The sequence below is a fragment of the Pseudomonas sp. UBA5666 genome (genome assembly GCF_002420785.1).
Classification (GTDB): Bacteria; Pseudomonadota; Gammaproteobacteria; order Pseudomonadales; family Pseudomonadaceae; genus Aquipseudomonas; species Aquipseudomonas fulva.
Genome location: NZ_DIIQ01000001.1, coordinates 1 through 19,842, shown reverse-complemented (window position 1 = coordinate 19,842; position 19,842 = coordinate 1). Strand labels below are relative to the sequence as shown.

13 protein-coding genes are annotated in these 19,842 nt (G+C 63.1%); 8 read left to right on the top strand and 5 right to left on the bottom strand.

Annotated elements, in window-relative coordinates; genetic code table 11:
• Nucleotides 1-25: 25 nt before the first annotated feature.
• On the top strand, nucleotides 26-319 hold the full coding sequence (locus B2Y33_RS00065; protein ID WP_023535173.1) for a hypothetical protein: 294 nt from the start codon (nucleotides 26-28) through the stop codon (nucleotides 317-319).
• Between the two features lie 52 nt (nucleotides 320-371).
• On the opposite strand, the gene B2Y33_RS00060 is transcribed toward B2Y33_RS00065, so the two are convergent.
• Nucleotides 372-5,267 (bottom strand): alpha-2-macroglobulin family protein, encoded by a 4,896-nt coding sequence (locus tag B2Y33_RS00060; protein ID WP_206405801.1) that lies wholly within the window; start codon nucleotides 5,265-5,267, stop codon nucleotides 372-374.
• A 203-nt stretch (nucleotides 5,268-5,470) separates the two neighbouring features.
• On the opposite strand from B2Y33_RS00060, the gene B2Y33_RS00055 reads away from it, so the two are divergent.
• Complete coding sequence (locus B2Y33_RS00055; RefSeq protein ID WP_027915169.1) at nucleotides 5,471-6,808, top strand: MATE family efflux transporter; 1,338 nt, start codon at nucleotides 5,471-5,473, stop codon at nucleotides 6,806-6,808.
• Nucleotides 6,809-6,905: 97 nt separating this feature from the next.
• On the opposite strand, the gene speA is transcribed toward B2Y33_RS00055, so the two are convergent.
• The 4 genes from speA to B2Y33_RS00035 all read right to left on the bottom strand — a co-directional run bounded on the left by speA (nucleotide 6,906) and on the right by B2Y33_RS00035 (nucleotide 11,150).
• Entirely contained in the window at nucleotides 6,906-8,819 is a 1,914-nt protein-coding gene (gene speA, locus B2Y33_RS00050) for an arginine decarboxylase (RefSeq protein ID WP_023535169.1), read from the bottom strand.
• Nucleotides 8,820-8,969: 150 nt separating this feature from the next.
• Complete coding sequence (locus tag B2Y33_RS00045; protein WP_206405802.1) at nucleotides 8,970-9,341, bottom strand: translation initiation factor Sui1; 372 nt, start codon at nucleotides 9,339-9,341, stop codon at nucleotides 8,970-8,972.
• 203 nt (nucleotides 9,342-9,544) lie between these two features.
• Nucleotides 9,545-10,081 (bottom strand): NUDIX hydrolase, encoded by a 537-nt coding sequence (locus B2Y33_RS00040; protein ID WP_027915167.1) that lies wholly within the window; start codon nucleotides 10,079-10,081, stop codon nucleotides 9,545-9,547.
• A 1-nt stretch (nucleotide 10,082) separates the two neighbouring features.
• Entirely contained in the window at nucleotides 10,083-11,150 is a 1,068-nt protein-coding gene (locus B2Y33_RS00035; protein WP_027915166.1) for a DUF2333 family protein, read from the bottom strand.
• 248 nt (nucleotides 11,151-11,398) lie between these two features.
• Between B2Y33_RS00035 and B2Y33_RS00030 the strand changes: the two genes are divergently transcribed.
• The 6 genes from B2Y33_RS00030 to accC all read left to right on the top strand — a co-directional run bounded on the left by B2Y33_RS00030 (nucleotide 11,399) and on the right by accC (nucleotide 19,305).
• Entirely contained in the window at nucleotides 11,399-12,757 is a 1,359-nt protein-coding gene (locus B2Y33_RS00030) for a diguanylate cyclase (protein WP_027915165.1), read from the top strand.
• 123 nt (nucleotides 12,758-12,880) lie between these two features.
• Entirely contained in the window at nucleotides 12,881-14,842 is a 1,962-nt protein-coding gene (locus B2Y33_RS00025) for a methyl-accepting chemotaxis protein (RefSeq protein WP_206405803.1), read from the top strand.
• Nucleotides 14,843-14,978: 136 nt separating this feature from the next.
• Entirely contained in the window at nucleotides 14,979-16,742 is a 1,764-nt protein-coding gene (locus B2Y33_RS00020) for a protein-disulfide reductase DsbD (protein WP_206405804.1), read from the top strand.
• 179 nt (nucleotides 16,743-16,921) lie between these two features.
• Nucleotides 16,922-17,377, top strand: coding sequence for a type II 3-dehydroquinate dehydratase (gene aroQ / locus B2Y33_RS00015; RefSeq protein ID WP_003255330.1), 456 nt, complete (start codon nucleotides 16,922-16,924; stop codon nucleotides 17,375-17,377).
• Between the two features lie 96 nt (nucleotides 17,378-17,473).
• Nucleotides 17,474-17,932: an acetyl-CoA carboxylase biotin carboxyl carrier protein gene (gene accB, locus B2Y33_RS00010; protein WP_023535179.1), complete on the top strand. Its 459-nt coding sequence runs from the start codon at nucleotides 17,474-17,476 to the stop codon at nucleotides 17,930-17,932.
• 17 nt (nucleotides 17,933-17,949) lie between these two features.
• Nucleotides 17,950-19,305, top strand: a complete 1,356-nt coding sequence (gene accC, locus B2Y33_RS00005) for an acetyl-CoA carboxylase biotin carboxylase subunit (RefSeq protein WP_027915162.1) — start codon at nucleotides 17,950-17,952, stop codon at nucleotides 19,303-19,305.
• The last annotated feature ends 537 nt before the right edge of the window (nucleotides 19,306-19,842 follow it).

The following is a 19,842-nucleotide window of genomic DNA, read 5'->3' as shown; positions in this document are numbered from 1 at the left end:
CCGCCATGTTGATCAGGAAGCAACTATGCATGTAGAAGGTTTTTTCGAATGGCTGGGGCAAGCACTGGGATCGCTGATCCGCATCGTCGTCGACGCGCTGAGCGGGTTGTTCAACCTGTTGGCCAATGCGGGCGGCAACTTCGTCGATGGCCTGTCGCGCACGTTGGGCATGGACACCTCGCTGGTCAGCATCCTGGCCCTGATCGTGGGCCTGATGTTGCTGTTTTCGGCGATCCGCGCCTTCATGCGTGCCTCGATCATCCTCGGCATCATCTGGCTGGTATTGGGCCTGTGGGTAATGAGCTGGGTGATCCATTGAGTGGCCGTGCGACGAACAGGTGAAAGCCCTGCTCGTCGCACAAGGCTTGCCCCTAGCGAGGCTTGACCGTCATTTCACCCTGCCCTTCCCCCACGGCCTGCAGGTTGGGGCGGTACATCGACTCGACCTGCGGTGGCGGTACCCGGTAGGTACCTGGGGTCACCGCTCGCGCCAGGTACAGCAGGTGGGTGGTTGCGTAGCTGTCCAGCTTGAGCGCTGCGACGTAACGGTCGTCGCGATACTCCTGGTGAACCACGTTGGCATTTTGCATCGATTCGCGCCATTGCTTCACTGCGCCGCTGGCGTTATCCAGGCTGGCTGCACTTTGCGCAAGGTTCTGGTTTTCAAGCTCCAGGCCCGCTGGCAAGAGATCGACCACCAGCGCATCGGGAACGCGCTCATCGGCCTTGAGGGCAAGATGCACCAGCACCAGATCGCCGCTGCGCAGGTTCGCCAGGTCCAGCGGCTGGCCCTTCATGCCCAAGTACTCGCGGCGGATCTGCATGCCATTGCTACTGGCAGGCGGCGCCTGGCGGGGATAACCCGACAGGGTCAGTTGCTGGTAGACGGTCTGGCTGCCTTGGTTCTGCACCGTCAGCGGCGATGCCAGCAGGGGCCCTTCCAGCTTCATGCCGGCTTCGGCGTTATTGAAATCACGCAGCTCACCGGCGCTGTCCAGGCGGGCCTGCCACTTGGCTTCAGGCGTACCCAGCAGGCCACGTCCGGCCAGGAACAAGGCGTTGCGCTCTTGGGTGGACAGCCAGCGATTGGCCGCCACTTCGTCGGACAGGGCGAAGAGCCGCTGGTCCACCTGGCCACTGGCAAGTTTGTTTTCCTGCAGCAGTGCCAGGATCAACGCCTGGTCACGCAGGGGGCTGCCGTAGTCTGCCATCCAGTGCTTGCCGCGGCTGACGGCGAGCCCTGCCTGCAGGGCCTGGTCGGCACGAGGTTTGTCACCCATCTTGTCCAGCGCCACGGCCAGTTGCACCAACGGCAAACCGGAACGCGCTTCGGCGCGGCGCTCGAACAACCCGCGTAGCGCCCCCAAGGGCGCCTGCTGACTGCGCGACAGCACCAGCGCGGCGTAAGCCTGCACGGCGAACCGGGTGTGATCGGCGTCCTCGCTGTAGTCCACCTCGATCAGGTTGCGCTCCTGCAGGTAGCGCAACAACCGCTCGCTGGCTTTCTTCAGCGCCTCGGCGGGTACCCCGTAGCCTTGATCGCGGGCACGCAGAAGGAAGTCGGTGACATAGGCCGTCAGCCAGTATTCCTCTTCGCTGTCGGCACTCCACAAGCCAAAGCTGCCGTTGTAGCGCTGCATACCCAGCAGGTGCTCGATGCCCATCTCGATCTTGCGCTTGCGCACCGTGGCCGGTTCACCCTCGATGCCGAGCCGTTTGAGGGTATCGGCGTCCGCATACAACGATGGGTACAGCCCGCTGGTGGTCTGCTCGAGGCACCCATACGGGTAAGCCTTCAGCGCGCGGATCTGTTCGGCGAGGTTGAGCGGGGGGCGGCTCGACAGGGCCAGCGTGCCCTCGAGGCCGGCAGGCTCGAAGGCAGCAAGGTCCGCCTCGGGCAACGTCCAGGGCTGATCCTTCAAGGCCACGCGGAAATGCTTGAGCATGGCGGGATAGGCCGGACGCACGCCCAGTGTCCATTCGCGCTCGAACGTGGTCTGCGCCTCGCCGGCCAACTGCAGGCCGGTCACCTGCACATGCACTTTGCCCTGCCCCAGGCCACCTTGAGCCTGTACCGGAATCATCAGGGTGGACCGCTGGCCTTCGGCCAACGCCACAGACTGCATGGCATTGCCGGTCAGGCTCACTTGCCCTTCGGTGGTCACTTGCACGGTCAGCTGTTGGGCAGCTCCCGACAAGTTGGCCAGGTCCAGCGCCAAACGCGTCTGATCGCCGCCTGCCAGGAACCGCGGGGCCGAGAGTTCGGCAATCAGCGGTGCGGCCACAACGGTCTTGCCCTCTGCCATGCCAAAGTGATCCTCGGTCCAGGCCTGGGCCATGAGCCTCAACTCACCGTTGAAATCAGGGATATCGACCGTGGCCTGCCCTTCCCCCTTCTCGTTCAGGGTCACCGGCAGGCTCTGCTGGGCCACGATGGTGACGGTAGTATTAGGGCGCTTGCCCCCCTTGGCCATCGCCGCGTCACCACCGAATGCCAGGCTGGCCAGACGCCCTTGCCCGGCTTCGATCAGTTGCCCGTAGATGTCGAGCTGATCGGCACCGTAGGCCTTGCGACCAAACAGGCTTGCAAAGGGATCCGGGGTCTTGAAGTCGGTGATATTGAGGATGCCGACGTCCACCGCCGACACCAGCACACGCACCTGTGCAGGCACGCTGCCGTCGGCGTTTGCCGCCTTGATTTTCACCGTCAGTGGCTGCTTGGGACGCATTTTTTCCGGTGCCTGCAACGTCACCGCCAGCTTGCGCTCGGCACGGTCGAGCGGCAGGTGCAACAGGCCTACCGCACGCTTGGGCGTGGCATTGGCCTTGCGTTCACCTGGGCGCACCACCAAGGTGCTGAGGTAAAGGTCGTGGCGTGCCCAGGCTTTGTCCAGCGGGATATCGAAGGTCTTTCCTTCTGCAGGCACCTGGATTTCCTGCCACCACAACGGGCCGTCGCTGGACTCGATCATCAAGTAACCACTGCCGGCGGCTGGTGGCGTAACCGTGACCTTGGCCGTTGCACCGTCGGCGTAGGAGGGCTTGTCCAAGGCCAGCTTGACCTGGTCGGGGCGTACCGCTCCGCCCTCGGCATTGTCCTGGGCGCGGTAGCCTGCCCAGAAGCGCTGACTGGACACCAGGCCGGTCTGCGGGTCTTCGACCTCAACGCGATAGGGGCCCCACTCGACCGGGAAGCTCAGCTTGGCCGTGGCGTCGGCCTTGACGCTTACCGTCTCTTCCACCTGGGTCAGGAATTTTTCGTTGTAGGCGTAGCTCCAGCCATCACCTTGCGAATAATTCCAGTAGTAATCCCGTCGCTCGCGGATCAGCCTGACCTTCAGGTCGTCGGCGGCCAGTTTCTTGCCCTCGCGGTTAGCGACCAGAAACTCGAATTCCACCGGGCCTTCACTGTCGGCTTCATCACCGTCGAACAGCCCGCGCAGGCCTGGGAGGCGTTCGGCCGGCCAAACAGGTTGCTCAAGGCGACGGGTGATGGGCCTGCCACCGGACTCCTGCAGGCTCGCCTGCACGGTCAGTTGCAACGGCGAACGCGCCTCTGCCCAGCGGCTGGAAATATCCAGGACCGCCTTGCCTGCCTGGTCGAGGGTGACTTCATCAAGCTCCAGGTCCTGCTCCAGTTCGCCTTCGGTAACCGAGCCGAACTGGTAGCCCGGCAGTGCAGGTACCGCTTCACGCAGCGGGCGCACATAGGCCTGGCCACTCAGGCGATTGCCAGCGGCCGGCGCACCGTATAGATAGCGGCCAGTCACCTCGATGCGCGCGTCCTGATCAGGGGCCAGGGGCTTGCTGCTGCCTTTGAGTTCGAGGGCCAGCCGCTCAGGCAGGAAGTCCTCGACCAGGAACTCGTAGACCTGCTTGCGTCCGCCGCCCAGGTCGAGCAGCAGTTGCCAACGGCCGGTCGGCGCCTCGGTGGCCAGTTGCAACTGGTACTGGAACAGGCCGTTATCGTCTGCTTCCCAGACGAACTTGCGGCTGACTTGTTCATCCGGCCGGCGTACTTCGACGTTCACCGGTTGCGCCTTGACGGGCTTGCCGTCCTGGTCGCGCAGCAAGCCGTTCAACAGCACCGTTTCGCCTGGGCGATACAGGTCGCGCGGGCCGAAGATGAAGAGTTGCAGCGGATTGGCCTGGGGACCGGTGATGTCGAATTCCGCCAGGTCCAGCGCCGCAGTATTGAGCCGCAACAAGGTCGTGTGCACGCCTTGGGTGGCGATGAGGGTATCGGCCTTCGTTGTGATCGGCAGTTCAGCATGGCCTTTGCCATCGGTGCTGGCTTGGGCCAGCAGCTTGCCTTTCTTGTCGTGGAGCTCGATGTTGACGCCATCCATCGCCTTGCCCCCCTCCAGGGCCTGGGCGAACACATCGATGCGATCGCGGTAGCGGTGGGCCGACACGCCAATGTCGCTCAGGGTGAACAGGGTAGCTGGCTGGGAGTAATCGTAGGTACCCGAGGCGCGCATTACGGCCAGGTACACACCGGGCTCCTGCAGCGGCTTGATGCCGGCAATGGGCAACAGCACGGTTTCACGCGTGTTGCGTGCAGGGTTGAGGTCGAAGCGGCCGCTGTAGACCAGCTCGGCCATGCTCAGCGTGTCCTTGGACTGGTAGTACTCCAGGCTGCTGCTGCGCCCCCAGTTGGCCATGAACGAGGAGACCATGTCCGGTTTGACGCGAAAGAACTCCACATCCACCTTGTCCACGTTCAATGCGATGACCGGCAGTCCCTCTGCCAGCCGCGTCGGCAACAGCGAACCCCGGCTGGCGAAGCCAACGGTGGGTTGCAGGTCGCGTGTCTCAAGGCGAGTGATCGACTCTTCCTGCAAGGCCTTGCCATTGACAGCCAGCAGGCCTTTGTCCACGGTCAGCACCAGCTTGCGCTGCGGTTCCAGGTGACGCAGGCGCAGCTCCATCTGGCTGTCGGACAGCTCCCAGGCACCGTCCAGCTTGCCCTTGACCGTGTCCACCAGGTGCACCTTGTTGGCGAAGTCCTGGTCGGCATCCAGCGGCGCCGAGAAACTGACCGACAGCGTGGCCGCGCCATCGAGCTGTACTTCCGACACATCCAGTACCGTCAGCTCACGACCCTCGTAGCGCTTGGCAAGCACGGCGGGGTCTTCGCGCTGCGCTGTCTTGGCGGTAGCGCTGGCGGTTGGCTTCTGGGTAGGGGCCGAGGCGTCGGGCGTTGAGGCGTCACAGGCGCTGAGCAAGGCCAGCGCGCAGGCCAGCAACAATCCTTTGTTGAACATGGAGTAGACACTCGAAGGCAGGGTGTAGATGAAGGCAGCAACTATAGCGCAAGGCCGAGTGCTGCACCCAGCGTTGTGCGCCAGATGAGACCTTGATCGCACACAATGGTTGCGTGGCCGTTACACTGTCGCCCTTGGCTTGCATTGCCGCCTTGCGCGCGTCCGTTCGAGCGTTTGCAGCCCTCGTTTTCGCTGGAATGAACATGCCCCGATTCTTCGCCGACTGGCACCACCGCCCCACCCACTTCAAGGTGTGGGGGCTGGCCGCGCCCATGATCCTGTCCAATGTCTCGGTGCCACTGGTTGCGCTGGTCGACAGCACCGTCATTGGCCACCTGCCCCATGCCCATCAACTCGGCGCAGTGGCCGTGGGCGCTACGCTGTTTACCTTCATGGTCGGCTTGATGGGCTTCCTGCGCATGGGCTCGACAGGCTTCGCCGCCCAGGCCGCCGGCCGAGGGGATGGCGCCGCCCTGCGCCAGGTGTTGGTTCAGGGCCTGATGCTGGCAGTGGGGTTCGCATTGCTCATCGGCCTGCTGGCCCTGCCCTTCAGCCAGTTGGCACTGCACGCCATGCAGCCCAGCGCGGCCCTGGGGCAGGCTACGCAAACCTTCTTCCACACCCGGTTGCTGGGCCTCCCGGCGGCACTGGCCAGCTACGCCTTGGTCGGGTGGTTTCTGGGGACACAGAATGCCCGGGCGCCGTTGGCGATCCTGCTGACCACCAACCTGCTCAATATCGTGCTGAACCTGTGGTTCGTGCTCGGCCTGGATTGGGGCGTCCTGGGCTCGGCACGCGCGTCGGTGATTGCCGAATGGTGCGCGGCCCTGCTGGGCCTGGCGCTTACCCGTCCGGCCCTGCGCGCCTATCCGGGCCACATCGCCTGGGCAGCACTCAGACGCTGGCAGGCCTGGCGCCCGCTGTTGGCGGTGAACCGCGACATCTTTTTGCGCAGCCTTGCCTTGCAGTTGGTCTTTCTACTAATCGCCGTACAGGGCGCACGCCTGGGCGAGGCCACGGTGGCGGCCAATGCACTGCTGCTCAACGGCCTGCTGCTTACGGCCTATGCCCTCGATGGCCTGGCGCACGCGGTCGAGGCGCTGTGCGGTCACGCCATTGGCGCTCGGGACCGCGACACGTTACGCCGTGCGCTGGTGGTGGCAGGTGGATGGTCGCTGATTGCGAGTTCGGTCTTTGCCGGTCTGTTCTGGGTGGGAGGACACCTGTTCATCGATCTGCAAACCGATATCGACAGTGTCAGGGCGGCGGCTTACCCGTACCTGCCCTATCTGGCGTGCCTGCCGTTGATCGCCGTGTGGAGCTATTTGCTCGATGGGCTGTTCATCGGGGCCACACGGGCTCGGGAAATGCGCAACGCCATGCTGGCATCGCTCGCGATTGCATTGCCGCTGGCCTTTGCCCTGAGCGGGCTGGGCAACCATGGCCTGTGGTTGGCGTTTCTCGTCTTCATGGGCGTGCGCGCCCTGACGTTGGCTTGGGTGGCGTGGCGCCTGCAAGGCAAGGACGCCTGGGTGGCGTGAGATCAGTGGCGTGGACCCGTGAGCATTCGAAGACAGTGCTCACTGCCGCCACGCCGCGAAGGCGTGACGGCAATGAGGCCTCACGGGCTGACGCTTCTCAGGACGAGAGGTAGGACGAACGGGTCAAGCCCAGGCGCAGCGCATCCAGGTACTGGGTACGCTCGCGCGCGGTGATCTTGGCGCTGGCCACCTTGTCGCGGTAGTGAGTCATCAGCTCCTCGGGGGACAGGTGCACGTAGCGCAGCATGTCCTCGATGGTGTCGTGGGTCTCGATACCGGCGTGGTACACGCTGCCATCGGCATTCTGGTAGATGTTGACCGAGTCGGTGTCACCGAACAGGTTGTGCATGTCGCCCAGAATCTCCTGGTAGGCACCGACCAGGAACACGCCCAGCAGGTAGTCCTCGCCCTCGTTCAGGGCGTGCACCGGCATGCTGGTCTCGATGCTCTGCTCATCGACATACTGGTTGATCTTGCCGTCGGAGTCACACGTCAGGTCTTGCAGCACGGCGCGCCGCAGGGGCTCTTCGTCCAGGCGGTGCAGCGGGATGATCGGCAGCACCTGACCGATGGCCCAGGTGTCCGGCAGGCTCTGGAATACCGAGAAGTTGCAGATGTATTTGTCCGCCAACTTGTCGTTCAGCTCGTCGAGTACCTGACGGTGCGAGCGCTGGCGAGCCTTCAGCGAGTTGTAAAGACGACGGCACACAGCGTAGTAGCACTGCTCGGCCAGGGCTTTCTCGGCCAGGCTGATCTTGCCGTCAGCATACTGGGCGGCTACATCGCCCATGTAGTGGGTGGCGCGCCAGTAGGTTTCGGTCACCATCTCGATGTCGGTGGGCCCCAGCAGATCGGCCAGCCACTGCACGGTTTCGGGCAGCGCGTCCTTGTTCTCGATGGTCGGCACCTGGTCATTGTGTCGCTCCACGTCAGTGACCTGGATGACCAGCATGGCATGGTGAGCCGTCAGCGAACGGCCGCTCTCCGAGAAGATGTGCGGGTGCGGCAAGCCCTGCGCGTCGCAGAACTCTTTGAGCATGCCTACCACCACGCCGGCATAGTCATCCATGTCGTAGTTGATCGAGCTGGCGTTGCGCGAGTGAGTGCCGTCGTAGTCAACACCCAGGCCGCCGCCCACATCGATGTGGTCCACCGGCAGGCCCAGGGCGCGCAATTCGCCGTAATAGCGGATGGCTTCCTTGAAGCCGTGCTGGTAGTCCGCCAGGTTGGCGATCTGCGAGCCCATGTGGAAGTGCAGCAGGCGGATACCCTGATCAAGGCCGGCATCGCGGAAACGCTGCACCACGGAAATCAGCTGCGCGGCAGAAAGCCCGAACTTGGACTTCTCGCCCCCGGTGTCAGCCCACTTGCTCGATGCCAGCGACGACAGGCGCACGCGCAGGCCCACCTGCGGCTTGACCTTGAGGTCGGCCGCTTCCTCGATCACCAAGGCCACTTCGGACTCTTTCTCGATGACGATGAAGACGTTGTGGCCCAGCTTCTGTCCCATCAGCGCCAGGCGGATGAACTCGCGGTCCTTGTAACCGTTGCAGACGATGGTACCGCCCTTGGGCGCCAAGGCCAGCACCGCCAGCAATTCGGGTTTGGAGCCGGCTTCCAGCCCGATGGACACGTTCTGGGTGGCGATGATGTTCTCGACCACCGCCTCCTGCTGGTTGACCTTGATCGGGTACAGGGCGGTGTACTGGCTCTGGTATTCCAGGCGCGCGATGTTGGCGTCGAAGGCGCCGGTCAGCTGGCGTACGCGGTCCTGCAGAATGTCGGGGAAGCGCACCAGCAAAGGCAGCGACAGGCCGCTCTGGCGCAGCTGGTCAACCTGCTCGTACAGGTCGATCGGCGAGCTGTCCGGGCCGTTGGGGCGCACTTCGACGCGCCCGGCTTCATTGATGGCGAAATACCCAGCGCCCCAATGGCGGATGCCATAAACACTGCGGCTGTCGGCCACGGTCCATTGGCTACCATCGTCTTTGCGTGTGCGTCGTACGGACATTCAAGTCCCCTATAAATTGAGTCAAGACACTGCCGGTCAAACCGGGGAAGCAGTGTAGAAGCCAAAAATGACGGTTCGCCCGTGCTCTGGGGTAGACCCTGGGCACTGCGACGAGTTTAGAAAGCGCAGGACGAAAACCTGCCGAGCGACTCAGCCGCCCGACTTTTTCGCCTTGAAGCCCTGCTTGCTCAGCTCGTCGAGCAGCAATTGCACATGATCACCCTGGATCTCGATGACGCCGTCCTTGAGCGCACCACCAGTACCACAGCGGCGCTTGAGGGTGGCAGCCAGTTCCTTGAGCTGATCGGGCGGCAACGGCACACCCGTGACGGTGGTCACGGTCTTGCCGCCACGGCCTTTGCTCTCGCGGCGCACGCGGGCAATACCATCACCCTCGGGGATGACCTGCTGCTTGCAGGTACAGGCATCCACGGGCTGGCCACAGTCAGGGCAATGACGACCGGTATCGGTCGAATAAACGAGACCGCCGAGGGCGGAGAGGGAAGAAGCTTTCTTGGCCACTTTTGTGCCTCGGTGCTGAGGACAAAAACTGGTCGTACCTGCGCATGAGGCCGACCGCGAAGCCCCACTCTGGCAGGGGCGGCGCTACTGCCGCAACACGTGCGGCAGCCCGAAAAGGCCGCGCAGTGTAACGATAAACGGTGCAGTTGCTAAGTACTGGATTGCGCCATTTTGCGAATGTTTTGCGACCCGCTCTGCAGCGGCTAGACGAGGCTGTTCCTGTAGCGGATCAACGCAGCCATCGAGTCAGGGCAATAAGGCCTTAGCCGACTGTCCTCCAGGGCCTGATCAATACCGATGAAACGTGCCTCGATCACTTCCTCGGGCTGCAGCCGCAGCGGCGCATCGGACACTGCCGAGTACAAGGCGCACCACAGGCGATTGTCAGGCTGATCGAAGAAGAACCGCTCGTGAAAGCGCAAGGTCACGTCGGCGACGCCCAGTTCCTCGGCCAGCTCGCGCGCAGCCGATTCGGCGTACGTTTCACCAGCGGCCACCATGCCACCGGCGGCAACGTCCCAGTAGCCGGGGTACAGCGCCTTGCTCAGGGTACGCCGGTGCACGCACAGTTCGCCGGCACCATTGAACAACAGAATGAACGTGCAGCGCCCGATCAGCCCGCGCTCGCGCAACTGCGCCCTGGGCAACGCGCCGAGCACCTGGTCGTGTTCGTCCACCCAGGTAACCCGCTCCCGGTCCGAAGCCGCCCGGTGGGCGGCTTCATCAGGGCTGAAGCTCATCTCAACCCTGCGACAGCAGCTGGCGCAGGTCGATGACCGCCGCGTTGGCGCGGGAGATGTAGTTGGCCATGACCAGCGAGTGGTTGGCCCACATGCCGAAACCACTGCCGTTGAGCACCATCGGGCTCCACAGAGGCTCTTGCGAGGCCTCCAGTTCCCGGATGATCTGACGCACACTCACGGTGGCGTTCTTCTTGGCCAACACGTCGGCAAAATCGACTTCGATCGCACGCAGCAGGTGCGACAGCGCCCAGGCCTGGCCGCGGGCTTCATAGAACACGTCGTCAATCTGCAGCCATGGGGTTTCCACCACTTCCTCATCTACCTGCGGCGCCTGGCCAGCCACCACGGACTCGGTCTTGAGGGTGGTGTTGAGCTTCACGCGGCCTACACTGGCCGAGAGCCGTTGCGACAGCGAGCCCAGGCGGGTAGCGACGTCACCCAGCCAGTTGTTCAGGTTGTCTGCACGGGTATAGAAGATCGCGCCCTTGTCGCCTGAAGCCAGGCGAGCCTGATAGCGCGCCAGCGACTTGATGCCTTCTTCGAATTCCGATTCGCTGGACGGCAGGATCCAGCTCTTGTAATCGAAGTTGAAGCGCGGCTCGGCCTTGGCCAGGTCGGCGTCTTCAGTCGATTGCGACTGGGAGCGGGCGAAGTCCTTGCGCAGCGCGCGGGAAAGGTCACGCACCTGGACCAGTACGCCGTACTCCCAGTTGGGCATGTTGTCCATCCACAGGCCTGGCGGGAGACGGTCATTGGCGATATAGCCACCTGGCTTGTTCAACAAGGTGCTCGCTACCGTCTTGAGCGTTTCGACGGTGGTGTAGCCCACTACCATCTGCTGGCCGTTACGCTCGGCTGCGCTCTGGGCGTTCTGCTGCACCGGGAACAATTCGGGTTCCTGGCTCCAGTACCAGGCAAGACCGATGCACACCAGCAGGTAGAGCCCGATCAGGGCCAACAGTGAGCGGCCCCACAGGCCACCAAAATAGCTACGGGCGGCAGCGCCGCGGCCGTCGACACGCTCGCGGGGCTCGGCTTTGGCCTCGCGGTTTTTCCAGTCCAGCATGGCTATATCCTTGATCAGTCACGACGGTTCAGGGGCTTTGACCACAGGCCTACGCCAGGGTGCCACGGCAAGCCCGCCTGACAGCACTATAAAGCAGACACCGCCTTACGCATAAGCGACCCCTGGGTCGAGAACTGAATAGTCATTCAGCCCAGTTTGTTGAAAGGGGCCACGCATACGCAGCTCAAGAGCTGCTAGCATAGAGCCATCACTGCCCCTGCATACCCCTAACGACAAGTAGCCAGGACATGAGCCAAGCAGTTGAGCCGAGCCCGCAGTGCCCCGCTGAGCATGTTGCGCGTAGTGGCCTGCGCAAGGACGATCCACACGATCAGTTGCTGCTGGCGCCCCAGCGCAGGCCGGTCTATATCCTCTTGCAGGACCACGACCGCGCCGAGCGCCTGGCCCAGCAACTGGAATTCTTCGGCCTGGGCGTACAGGCCTTGCCCACTGCCGATGCCTTTCGCGCATCGGTGGACGAATGCCCGCCTTCGGCGGTCATCATGGACGTCGACTTCAATGGGGTCGGCCAGGGCCTGACGTTGGCGGCCGAAGCCCAGGCGCGGCAGACCAAACCCCTGCCGCTGCTGTTCTTCAGCCACCACGAAACCGATACCCCGACGCGCTTGGCCGCCGTGCGGGCGGGCGGACGCGATTTCCTCACCGGGACGCTGGAGGCTTCCAGTCTGCTGGAGAAGGTCGAATTACTGACCGATGCCGCGCCGTACGATCCCCTGCGCGTGCTGATCATCGATGACTCACGCACCCAGGCCCTGTTCACGGAACGGGTGTTGGCAGGCGCCGGAATGATCACCCGCAGCTTGACCGACCCCATCGCCACCATGGCCGAACTGGCTGACTTCCAGCCTGACTTGATCATCCTTGACCTGTACATGCCGGCGTGCACCGGCCCTGAACTGGCCAAGGTGATTCGCCACAACGACCGCTACGTCAGTGTGCCGATCATCTACCTGTCGGCCGAAGATGACCTGGACAAGCAGCTTGAGGCCATGAGCGAAGGCGGTGATGACTTTCTGACCAAGCCGTTTCGCTCGCGCCACCTGATCACCACGGTGCGCAACCGCGCGGCCCGCGCTCGGCACCTGAAGGCGCGCATGGTCCGCGACAGCCTGACCGGGCTGTACAACCACACCCATATCCTGCAATTGCTCGAGGATTGCAGCTTCCGTGCCCGGCGCGAACAGCAGCCGTTGAGCTTTGCCATGCTCGACATCGACCGCTTCAAGAAAATCAACGACCGCCACGGCCACCCCATGGGCGACCGGGTAATCAAGAGCCTGGCGCTGTTTCTCAAGCAACGCCTGCGCAAGACCGATTTCATCGGACGCTACGGCGGCGAGGAGTTCGCGATCGTCATGCCCAATACCCCATTGGAGGCGGCGTACAAGGTGCTCGATGACATCCGCGGGCGTTTTGCCGAAATCCTCTACCCAGCCCAGCCCCATGACCTGCGCTGCACGTTCAGCGCGGGCGTGGTGCAACTCGATGATGGCCTCGATGCGCTGACCATGGCCAGCGCGGCCGACGAGGCGCTGTACCGGGCCAAGCATGCGGGACGCAATTGCGTGGTGCGTGTGGAGCCCTGAAAAGCCGGGCAAAGGATAAAGGCACTTTGCCATTCAACTGCGTGCCGCCGTCATCATCGCGTCACACGAACGCAATAACTTCAGGCCCCTGACTCCTCCCTCCCCCGCAGGAAGCTCGCGGCTATGCGCCTGAAGTGGCTGACCAATTTGAATACGTTGTTACTGGTGACGGTGTGCATCGCCCTGGGCGTCACGCTGTGGTGGTCGCAGCGGGCGCTGGAGCGCCCCTACCAGATGATGGAGCGCTACCTGACCCTGTCGCGCCATTTCCAGACTGAGGCGGCCGAGAACATCCAGGCCTATCTTGGCAACGGCGATGCCGTGCGCCATGCCGCGGCACTGCAGGCCACGGTTCAACTGCAAGCCTCGCTGGCCGAATGGCCCGAGGCGATGGCCAGCCAACTGCGCCCCAGCCTGGACGACCTCCAGGCCTTCAGCGCGGGTGAGTTGCTGGCCGCCGGCAAGTTGGCCGGTGACCCCCAGGCGCTGTTGCTGCAATCCGAGCGCGAGCTGGGGGCCAATCTGGAGCAACTGACCACCTATGCGCGCGACAGCACCAGCCCCGACGCTGGGCGATACCTGCTGCCGCTTGTCGAGGCGACCTTGCACCTGAGCAGGCTTGGCCTGGCGCGGGAAAAGCTGGTGGGCAGCGGCCGGCCGGAACTTGCGAACGAGCTGGAACGCGAGTTGCAATCGATTCAGGCCCAGGCGCACGTCATCGAAGGCTTGCCGCTGCTGGGCTTGACCCGTGCTGCCGAATCCGGCGCGGATGACTTTGCTGCGCTGATGGGTTTGCAGACCGATACCCGTGCCCAGCAAGAAGACGTCGCCGTAGGCCTCAAGCGCGAGTTGCAAAGCCTGGTTGGGCGCTATCCGGCCGAGCTGCAACGTACCCGTGCCCAGATCGCCCAGCGCGCCGCCCTGGCGACCCGCGCCACGCAACAACTGGAGGCAGTGCGCCAGGCCATCGCGGCCCTGGAGCCAGAGGTGCGCAGCCTGCATGGCACGATCGCGGGCGAAGTGCGCACCCTGCAAGGGGGGATGATCGTGATGATCCTGCTGATCGCCCTGCTCATCGACACCCTGCAACGTCGTCTTGCACGCACACTCACCGGCCTGGCGCCTGCGCTGTCGCGCTGGGCCGAGGGCGATTTTACCCAGCCTGTCGAAATGGGCAGGACCAACCGCGAGCTGCATGACATCCAGGCTTCGCTCAATCGCCTGCGCCAGTACCTGGTCGAACTGGTAGGCGCCCTGCGGCACAACGCCGAGCAAGTGGCCGGCAGCAGCCATGCGCTGGCCGACATGAGTGCTGCCTTGCACGATGGCGCACAACGACAGGCCGGGGATACCGGGCAGATTCGCGACGCGCTTGGAGAACTGGAAGCGACCATCCAGCAGGTGGCTGGCGACGCCAGCGCTGCAGCCCTGGCCAGCCGTGACGCAGGCCGGGCAGTGGAACAGGGCCAGGCGGTGATCGGGCAAAGCTTGTCGGGTTTACGCACGCTGGTCGACGAGGTGCAGGGCAACGCGCGCATGATTGAGCAACTGGCAGAAGAGTCGGCCACGATCGGTGGCGTGCTGACAGTGATCCGGTCCATCGCGGAACAGACCAACCTGCTGGCACTCAATGCCGCCATCGAAGCCGCCCGCGCTGGTGAAATGGGTCGCGGGTTCGCCGTGGTAGCCGACGAAGTCCGCACCCTGGCCCAACGCACCACCGGCGCTACTGGGGAAATCCAGACCCTGATCGACAGATTGCAGCAGGCAGCCAAGGGCGCCGTGGACGGTACGCGGGTACAACTGGTGCATGCCGAGGCCACTGCCAATCAGGCCCAGACCGCCGACGGCGCATTGGACGAAATCGTGTGCGCGATCCGCACCATTGCCGACACTGCCCTGCGCATTGCCGAAGTGACGGCGCAACAAAGCGCAGCGGTGAGCGAGATCCGTGACCACAGCGAGCGGATTCATCAACTGGGCGGAGATAACCTGCAACGCATCGGTGAAGGACGCGAGCAAGGCGACCACCTGCTTAGCCTTGGCAGCGCCCTGAACCAGGCGGTGGGTGCCTTCAGGGTCTGAGCGATCGGCAGAGCAGCCCACCCAAGCTCAAGACATAGCTATAGACCAGCACCGGCCAGGCGGGCGGGCCCACGCATGGTTCCCTGAGCGTCAACTCCGTTATGATGCGCGGCACGTTCGTTCTTGCGAGTTCACCATGCACCGCCTGTTTTTCCTGTTGTGCCTACTGCTGGCCAGCCCGGTGTTCGCCACGGGGTTGCTGGACAATCGCCCCAGCGCCACCCTCGGCGCCTCCTCACTGGCCGGCAATGCCGACTTCCTCCCGGTACACGAAGCCTTCAAGCTCAGCCTGATCCAGGCCGACGCGCATGCCATCAAGCTGCGCCTGGTGGCCACCGACGGCTATTACCTGTACCGCCACCGTTTCGTGTTTCGAACCGAGCCGGCCGACATTGTTCTGGGTACGCCGGTCATCCCGAAGGGCGAGGCCAAGCATGACGAATTCTTCGGCGATGTGGAGGTGTATCACGGCATCGTCGACATCGAGCTGCCACGCAATGATTCCAGGGCTTTCACCTTGCAGGTGGGCTACCAGGGCTGCGCTGACAAAGGCTTGTGCTATCCACCTGAAACCGAACGGCTGAGCATTGACGGTGATAGCGCGCCGAGCAGCCAGGCCGCGCACGTCTGGGACTGGAAAGCGCTCCTGCTGTTCTTCATCGCCGGCGTAGGCCTCACGTTCACGCCATGCGTGCTGCCCATGCTGCCCATTCTCTCGGGTGTGGTACTGCGCGGTCAGACAGGAGGGCTGCGCGGGCTGTCGCTGTCACTGGCCTATGTGCTGTCCATGGCTGCCAGCTTCGCCGCCCTCGGGGCCTTGATGGGCCTGTTCGGCGCAGGCCTCAACCTGCAGGCGCGCCTGCAGTCGGCCTGGGTACTGGTGCCTTTTGCGCTGTTCTTCGTGGCTTTCGCCCTGGCCATGTTCGGCTTGTTCGAACTCAAGCTGCCCCAGGCCCTGAGCAACCGTCTGGACGGCGTCGCCAATCGCACCCAAGGCGGCTCGCTGCTGGGCGCCGCGGCCTTGGGCGTGTTGTCCAGCCTGTTGGTTTCACCCTGCGTTTCGGCGCCGCTGGCCGGTGCTCTGCTGTATATCAGTGCCAGTGGAGACGCCCTGGGCGGTGCGCTCAAACTGTTCGCGCTGGGCCTGGGCATGGGTGCCCCGCTGCTGCTGGTCGCAACCGGTGGCGCCGCCTGGCTGCCGAAAAGCGGCCCATGGCTCAACAGTGTCAAGAACGCCATCGGCGTCCTGTTGCTGGGGCTGGCCATCGGTTTGCTCAGCAGGGTCTTGCCAGGGCCCGTCACCTTGGGGCTGATCGGGTTGCTCGCGGCCGGGGTGGCCGTGTTCCTGGGGACACTGGAATTCGTCGTCAAGACGTCTCGCCAACGCCTGGCCCAACTGCTTGGCCTGGCGCTGCTGGTCTACGCCCTGGCCTGCGGGTATGGCGCCCTCAGCGGCCAGGGTGATCCGCTGCGGCCGTTGCCTCCGGTTGGTGAGAGCATGGCTGGTCAGGCTGCGTCCCCTGCCCAGGCGTGGCAAACACTGACCACCGCCGAGGCGCTCGATGCTGCACTGGCCGATGCCAAGGCCGCAGGCCAGCCGGTACTGCTGGACTGGTACGCAGACTGGTGCATCAGTTGCAAAGTCATCGAGCACGAGGTGTTGAATGCACCTCAGGTACTGCCGCAACTGGCGGGCTTCAAACTGTTGCGCCTGGACCTGACGCGCAGCGATGCGGCCCAGCGAGCCCTGCTGGACCGCTATCGGTTGTTCGGCCCGCCAGCGTTGATGTTCTTTGCCGCCAACGGCAGCGAACTGACCGCTGATCGGGTGATAGGCGAGATAAATGCCGAGAACTTTGCGTCCATTTTGTCCCGCGTTCGCGACACGTCAGGCCTGTAACGGCCCGCTGGCATAGGAACATATCGGCGATCAGTGACCGGATCCTGCTATTCGGTCACATACTTCGCGCGAATCTCGGTCATCGTGCTGGCTATTGCCGGGAACTGGACACTTGCCGTCGCTTTAGGCACACTCGCCGCGCTGTGTCGAATTGCCCTACAAATCCAAGGAACTCGCAGATGGCAACGCTACTGGTGCTTCACGGCCCCAATCTGAACCTGCTCGGTACGCGCGAGCCCGGCCACTATGGCGCCGTGACCCTGGCCCAGATCAACCAGGACCTGGAGCAACGTGCTCGCGCCGCGGGCCACCATTTGCAGTATTTGCAGAGCAATGCCGAATACGAGTTGATCGATCGCATTCATGCGGCACGCAACGAGGGTGTGGATTTCATCCTGATCAATCCGGCTGCATTCACCCACACAAGCGTTGCACTACGTGACGCATTGCTCGCGGTGAGCATCCCATTCATCGAAGTGCACCTGTCCAACGTGCACAAACGCGAACCGTTCCGTCATCACTCCTACTTTTCCGATGTAGCCGTAGGGGTGATCTGTGGTCTGGGCGCCAGCGGTTATCGCCTGGCCCTGGAGTCCGCGCTGGAACAGCTGGCTGCCAACGCACAGCCCAAATGATGAAAGCCCTGGCCTCGGTGGCCAGGGTCAAGAGAAGCGTGTCGACACGCTTTAACAATTTCGCCCCCTGACCGAACCTTTGGGAGTTGATGATTAATGGATATCCGTAAAGTCAAGAAACTGATCGAGCTGCTGGAAGAGTCTGGCATCGACGAGCTGGAGATCAAGGAAGGCGAAGAGTCGGTTCGCATCAGCCGTCACAGCAAGACCCCAGCTGCCCAGCAGTTCTACGCACCTGCCCCGATGGCTGCGCCTGCCGCTGCCCCGGTCGCCGCTGCCGCCCCTGCTGTCGAAGCTGCCGCCGCTGCCCCGGCCCTCAAGGGCACCGTCATCCGCTCGCCAATGGTAGGCACCTTCTACCGCAAACCTTCGCCGACCTCGCCGAACTTCGCTGAAGTGGGCCAGAGCGTGAAGAAAGGCGACACCCTGTGCATCGTCGAAGCCATGAAGATGATGAACCACATCGAAGCCGATGTCGGCGGTGTCATCGACGCCATCCTGGTAGAAGACGGCCAGCCGGTTGAGTTCGACCAGCCGCTGTTCACCATCGTTTGAATCGCGGAGAGCCAACGATGTCTGGGAAGCTCGAAAAAGTCCTGATCGCCAACCGCGGGGAAATTGCCCTGCGGATCCTGCGTGCCTGCAAAGAGCTGGGTATCAAGACCGTCGCCGTGCACTCCACCGCTGACCGTGAACTGATGCACCTGGGCCTGGCAGACGAGTCGGTCTGCATCGGCCCTGCATCGTCCAAGGATTCGTACCTGCACATCCCGGCGATCATCGCCGCTGCCGAAGTCACCGGCGCGACCGCGATTCACCCCGGTTACGGCTTCCTGGCGGAAAACGCCGATTTTGCCGAGCAGGTTGAGAAGTCCGGCTTTGCCTTCATTGGCCCCAAAGCCGACACCATTCGCCTGATGGGTGACAAGGTGTCGGCCAAGGACGCGATGATCAAGTCGGGTGTACCGACCGTGCCGGGCTCCGACGGCCCGCTGCCGGAAGACGAAGAAGTCGCGCTGGCCATCGCCCGCGACGTCGGCTACCCGGTGATCATCAAGGCCGCCGGTGGCGGTGGTGGTCGCGGCATGCGCGTGGTGCACAAGGAAGAGGATTTGATCGCCTCGGCCAAGCTCACCCGTACCGAAGCCGGTGCAGCCTTCGGCAACCCGATGGTGTACCTGGAAAAGTTCCTGACCAACCCACGTCACGTGGAAGTACAGGTCTTGTCCGACGGCCAGGGCAATGCGATCCACCTCGGTGACCGTGACTGCTCGCTGCAACGCCGCCACCAGAAGGTGCTGGAAGAGGCTCCGGCCCCAGGCATCGACGAGAAAGCGCGCCAGGAAGTGTTCAAGCGCTGCGTGGACGCGTGCATCGAGATCGGCTACCGCGGTGCGGGAACGTTCGAGTTCCTGTACGAAGATGGCCGCTTCTACTTCATCGAGATGAACACCCGTGTGCAGGTTGAGCACCCGGTGTCGGAGATGGTCACAGGCATCGACATCGTCAAGGAGATGCTGAGCATCGCCGCTGGCAACAAGCTGTCGTTCCGCCAGGAGGACGTGGTGGTCCACGGCCACTCGCTGGAGTGCCGTATCAACGCCGAAGACCCGAAGAAGTTCATCCCAAGCCCCGGCAAGGTGAAGCACTTCCACGCACCAGGCGGCAACGGCGTGCGCGTCGATTCGCACCTGTACAGCGGTTATTCGGTTCCGCCGAACTATGACTCGCTGATCGGCAAGCTGATCACCTGGGGCAAGGACCGTGACGAAGCCATGGCCCGCATGCGCAATGCCCTGGACGAGATCGTCGTCGATGGCATCAAGACCAACATCCCGCTGCACCGTGATCTGGTGCGTGATGAAGGCTTCTGCAAAGGCGGCGTCAACATTCACTACCTCGAGCACAAACTGGCCAACCAGGATTGATCGCGTAGTGTGACGTACAAGAACCCCGGACTGGCTCCGGGGTTTTTTATTGCCTGTTAGGCTTCATTAATGGCTGATACGGCCCTTCAGGGTGCTTGCGGCCAAACACTGTGCAAATGGCGATCACCCAGCAAACGGTGTCTACCGACCTAGCAGAGCAATCTGCGTATTCCCGCCGCCCTCTCTAACTTGCATGACGTGATGATCTGGCTTGCCGCAAAGAGCAAGCACCGATGCCGCTTGAGTATGAAGCGTGCCCTGCAACGAAAATTCCTACTGAGCATTGGGAACTTCCTGGCAAGACGAAAACAGTACCTTCGAATATAAATTGAGTGCAGGAAAGCGACTCGATGAGTACCTGGTTAATGCGGCGTTGAGACGGCAGGCCTACTCGGTACTGCTTGCGAAAAACCGACTTGCGATTCCGTTTGGCAGGCTGCCATGAAGAATCACTCGAGCAAAGCCTGCCACTTGCCCAATGCCTTCAAACACACCTGCACCGTTTAATTCGCCAGAGGCCCTCATGTTCGATCTGAA

Excerpts from the sequence above, each read along its gene's own strand:
- B2Y33_RS00025 (WP_206405803.1), top strand. The coding sequence starts at position 12,881 with ATGCGCCTGAAGTGGCTGACCAATTTGAATACGTTGTTACTGGTGACG.
- aroQ (WP_003255330.1), top strand. The coding sequence starts at position 16,922 with ATGGCAACGCTACTGGTGCTTCACGGCCCCAATCTGAACCTGCTCGGT.
- B2Y33_RS00020 (WP_206405804.1), top strand. The coding sequence starts at position 14,979 with ATGCACCGCCTGTTTTTCCTGTTGTGCCTACTGCTGGCCAGCCCGGTG.
- accC (WP_027915162.1), top strand. The coding sequence starts at position 17,950 with ATGTCTGGGAAGCTCGAAAAAGTCCTGATCGCCAACCGCGGGGAAATT.
- B2Y33_RS00030 (WP_027915165.1), top strand. The coding sequence starts at position 11,399 with ATGAGCCAAGCAGTTGAGCCGAGCCCGCAGTGCCCCGCTGAGCATGTT.
- B2Y33_RS00060 (WP_206405801.1), bottom strand. The coding sequence starts at position 5,267 with ATGTTCAACAAAGGATTGTTGCTGGCCTGCGCGCTGGCCTTGCTCAGC.
- B2Y33_RS00055 (WP_027915169.1), top strand. The coding sequence starts at position 5,471 with ATGCCCCGATTCTTCGCCGACTGGCACCACCGCCCCACCCACTTCAAG.
- B2Y33_RS00065 (WP_023535173.1), top strand. The coding sequence starts at position 26 with ATGCATGTAGAAGGTTTTTTCGAATGGCTGGGGCAAGCACTGGGATCG.
- speA (WP_023535169.1), bottom strand. The coding sequence starts at position 8,819 with ATGTCCGTACGACGCACACGCAAAGACGATGGTAGCCAATGGACCGTG.
- accB (WP_023535179.1), top strand. The coding sequence starts at position 17,474 with ATGGATATCCGTAAAGTCAAGAAACTGATCGAGCTGCTGGAAGAGTCT.
- B2Y33_RS00040 (WP_027915167.1), bottom strand. The coding sequence starts at position 10,081 with ATGAGCTTCAGCCCTGATGAAGCCGCCCACCGGGCGGCTTCGGACCGG.
- B2Y33_RS00035 (WP_027915166.1), bottom strand. The coding sequence starts at position 11,150 with ATGCTGGACTGGAAAAACCGCGAGGCCAAAGCCGAGCCCCGCGAGCGT.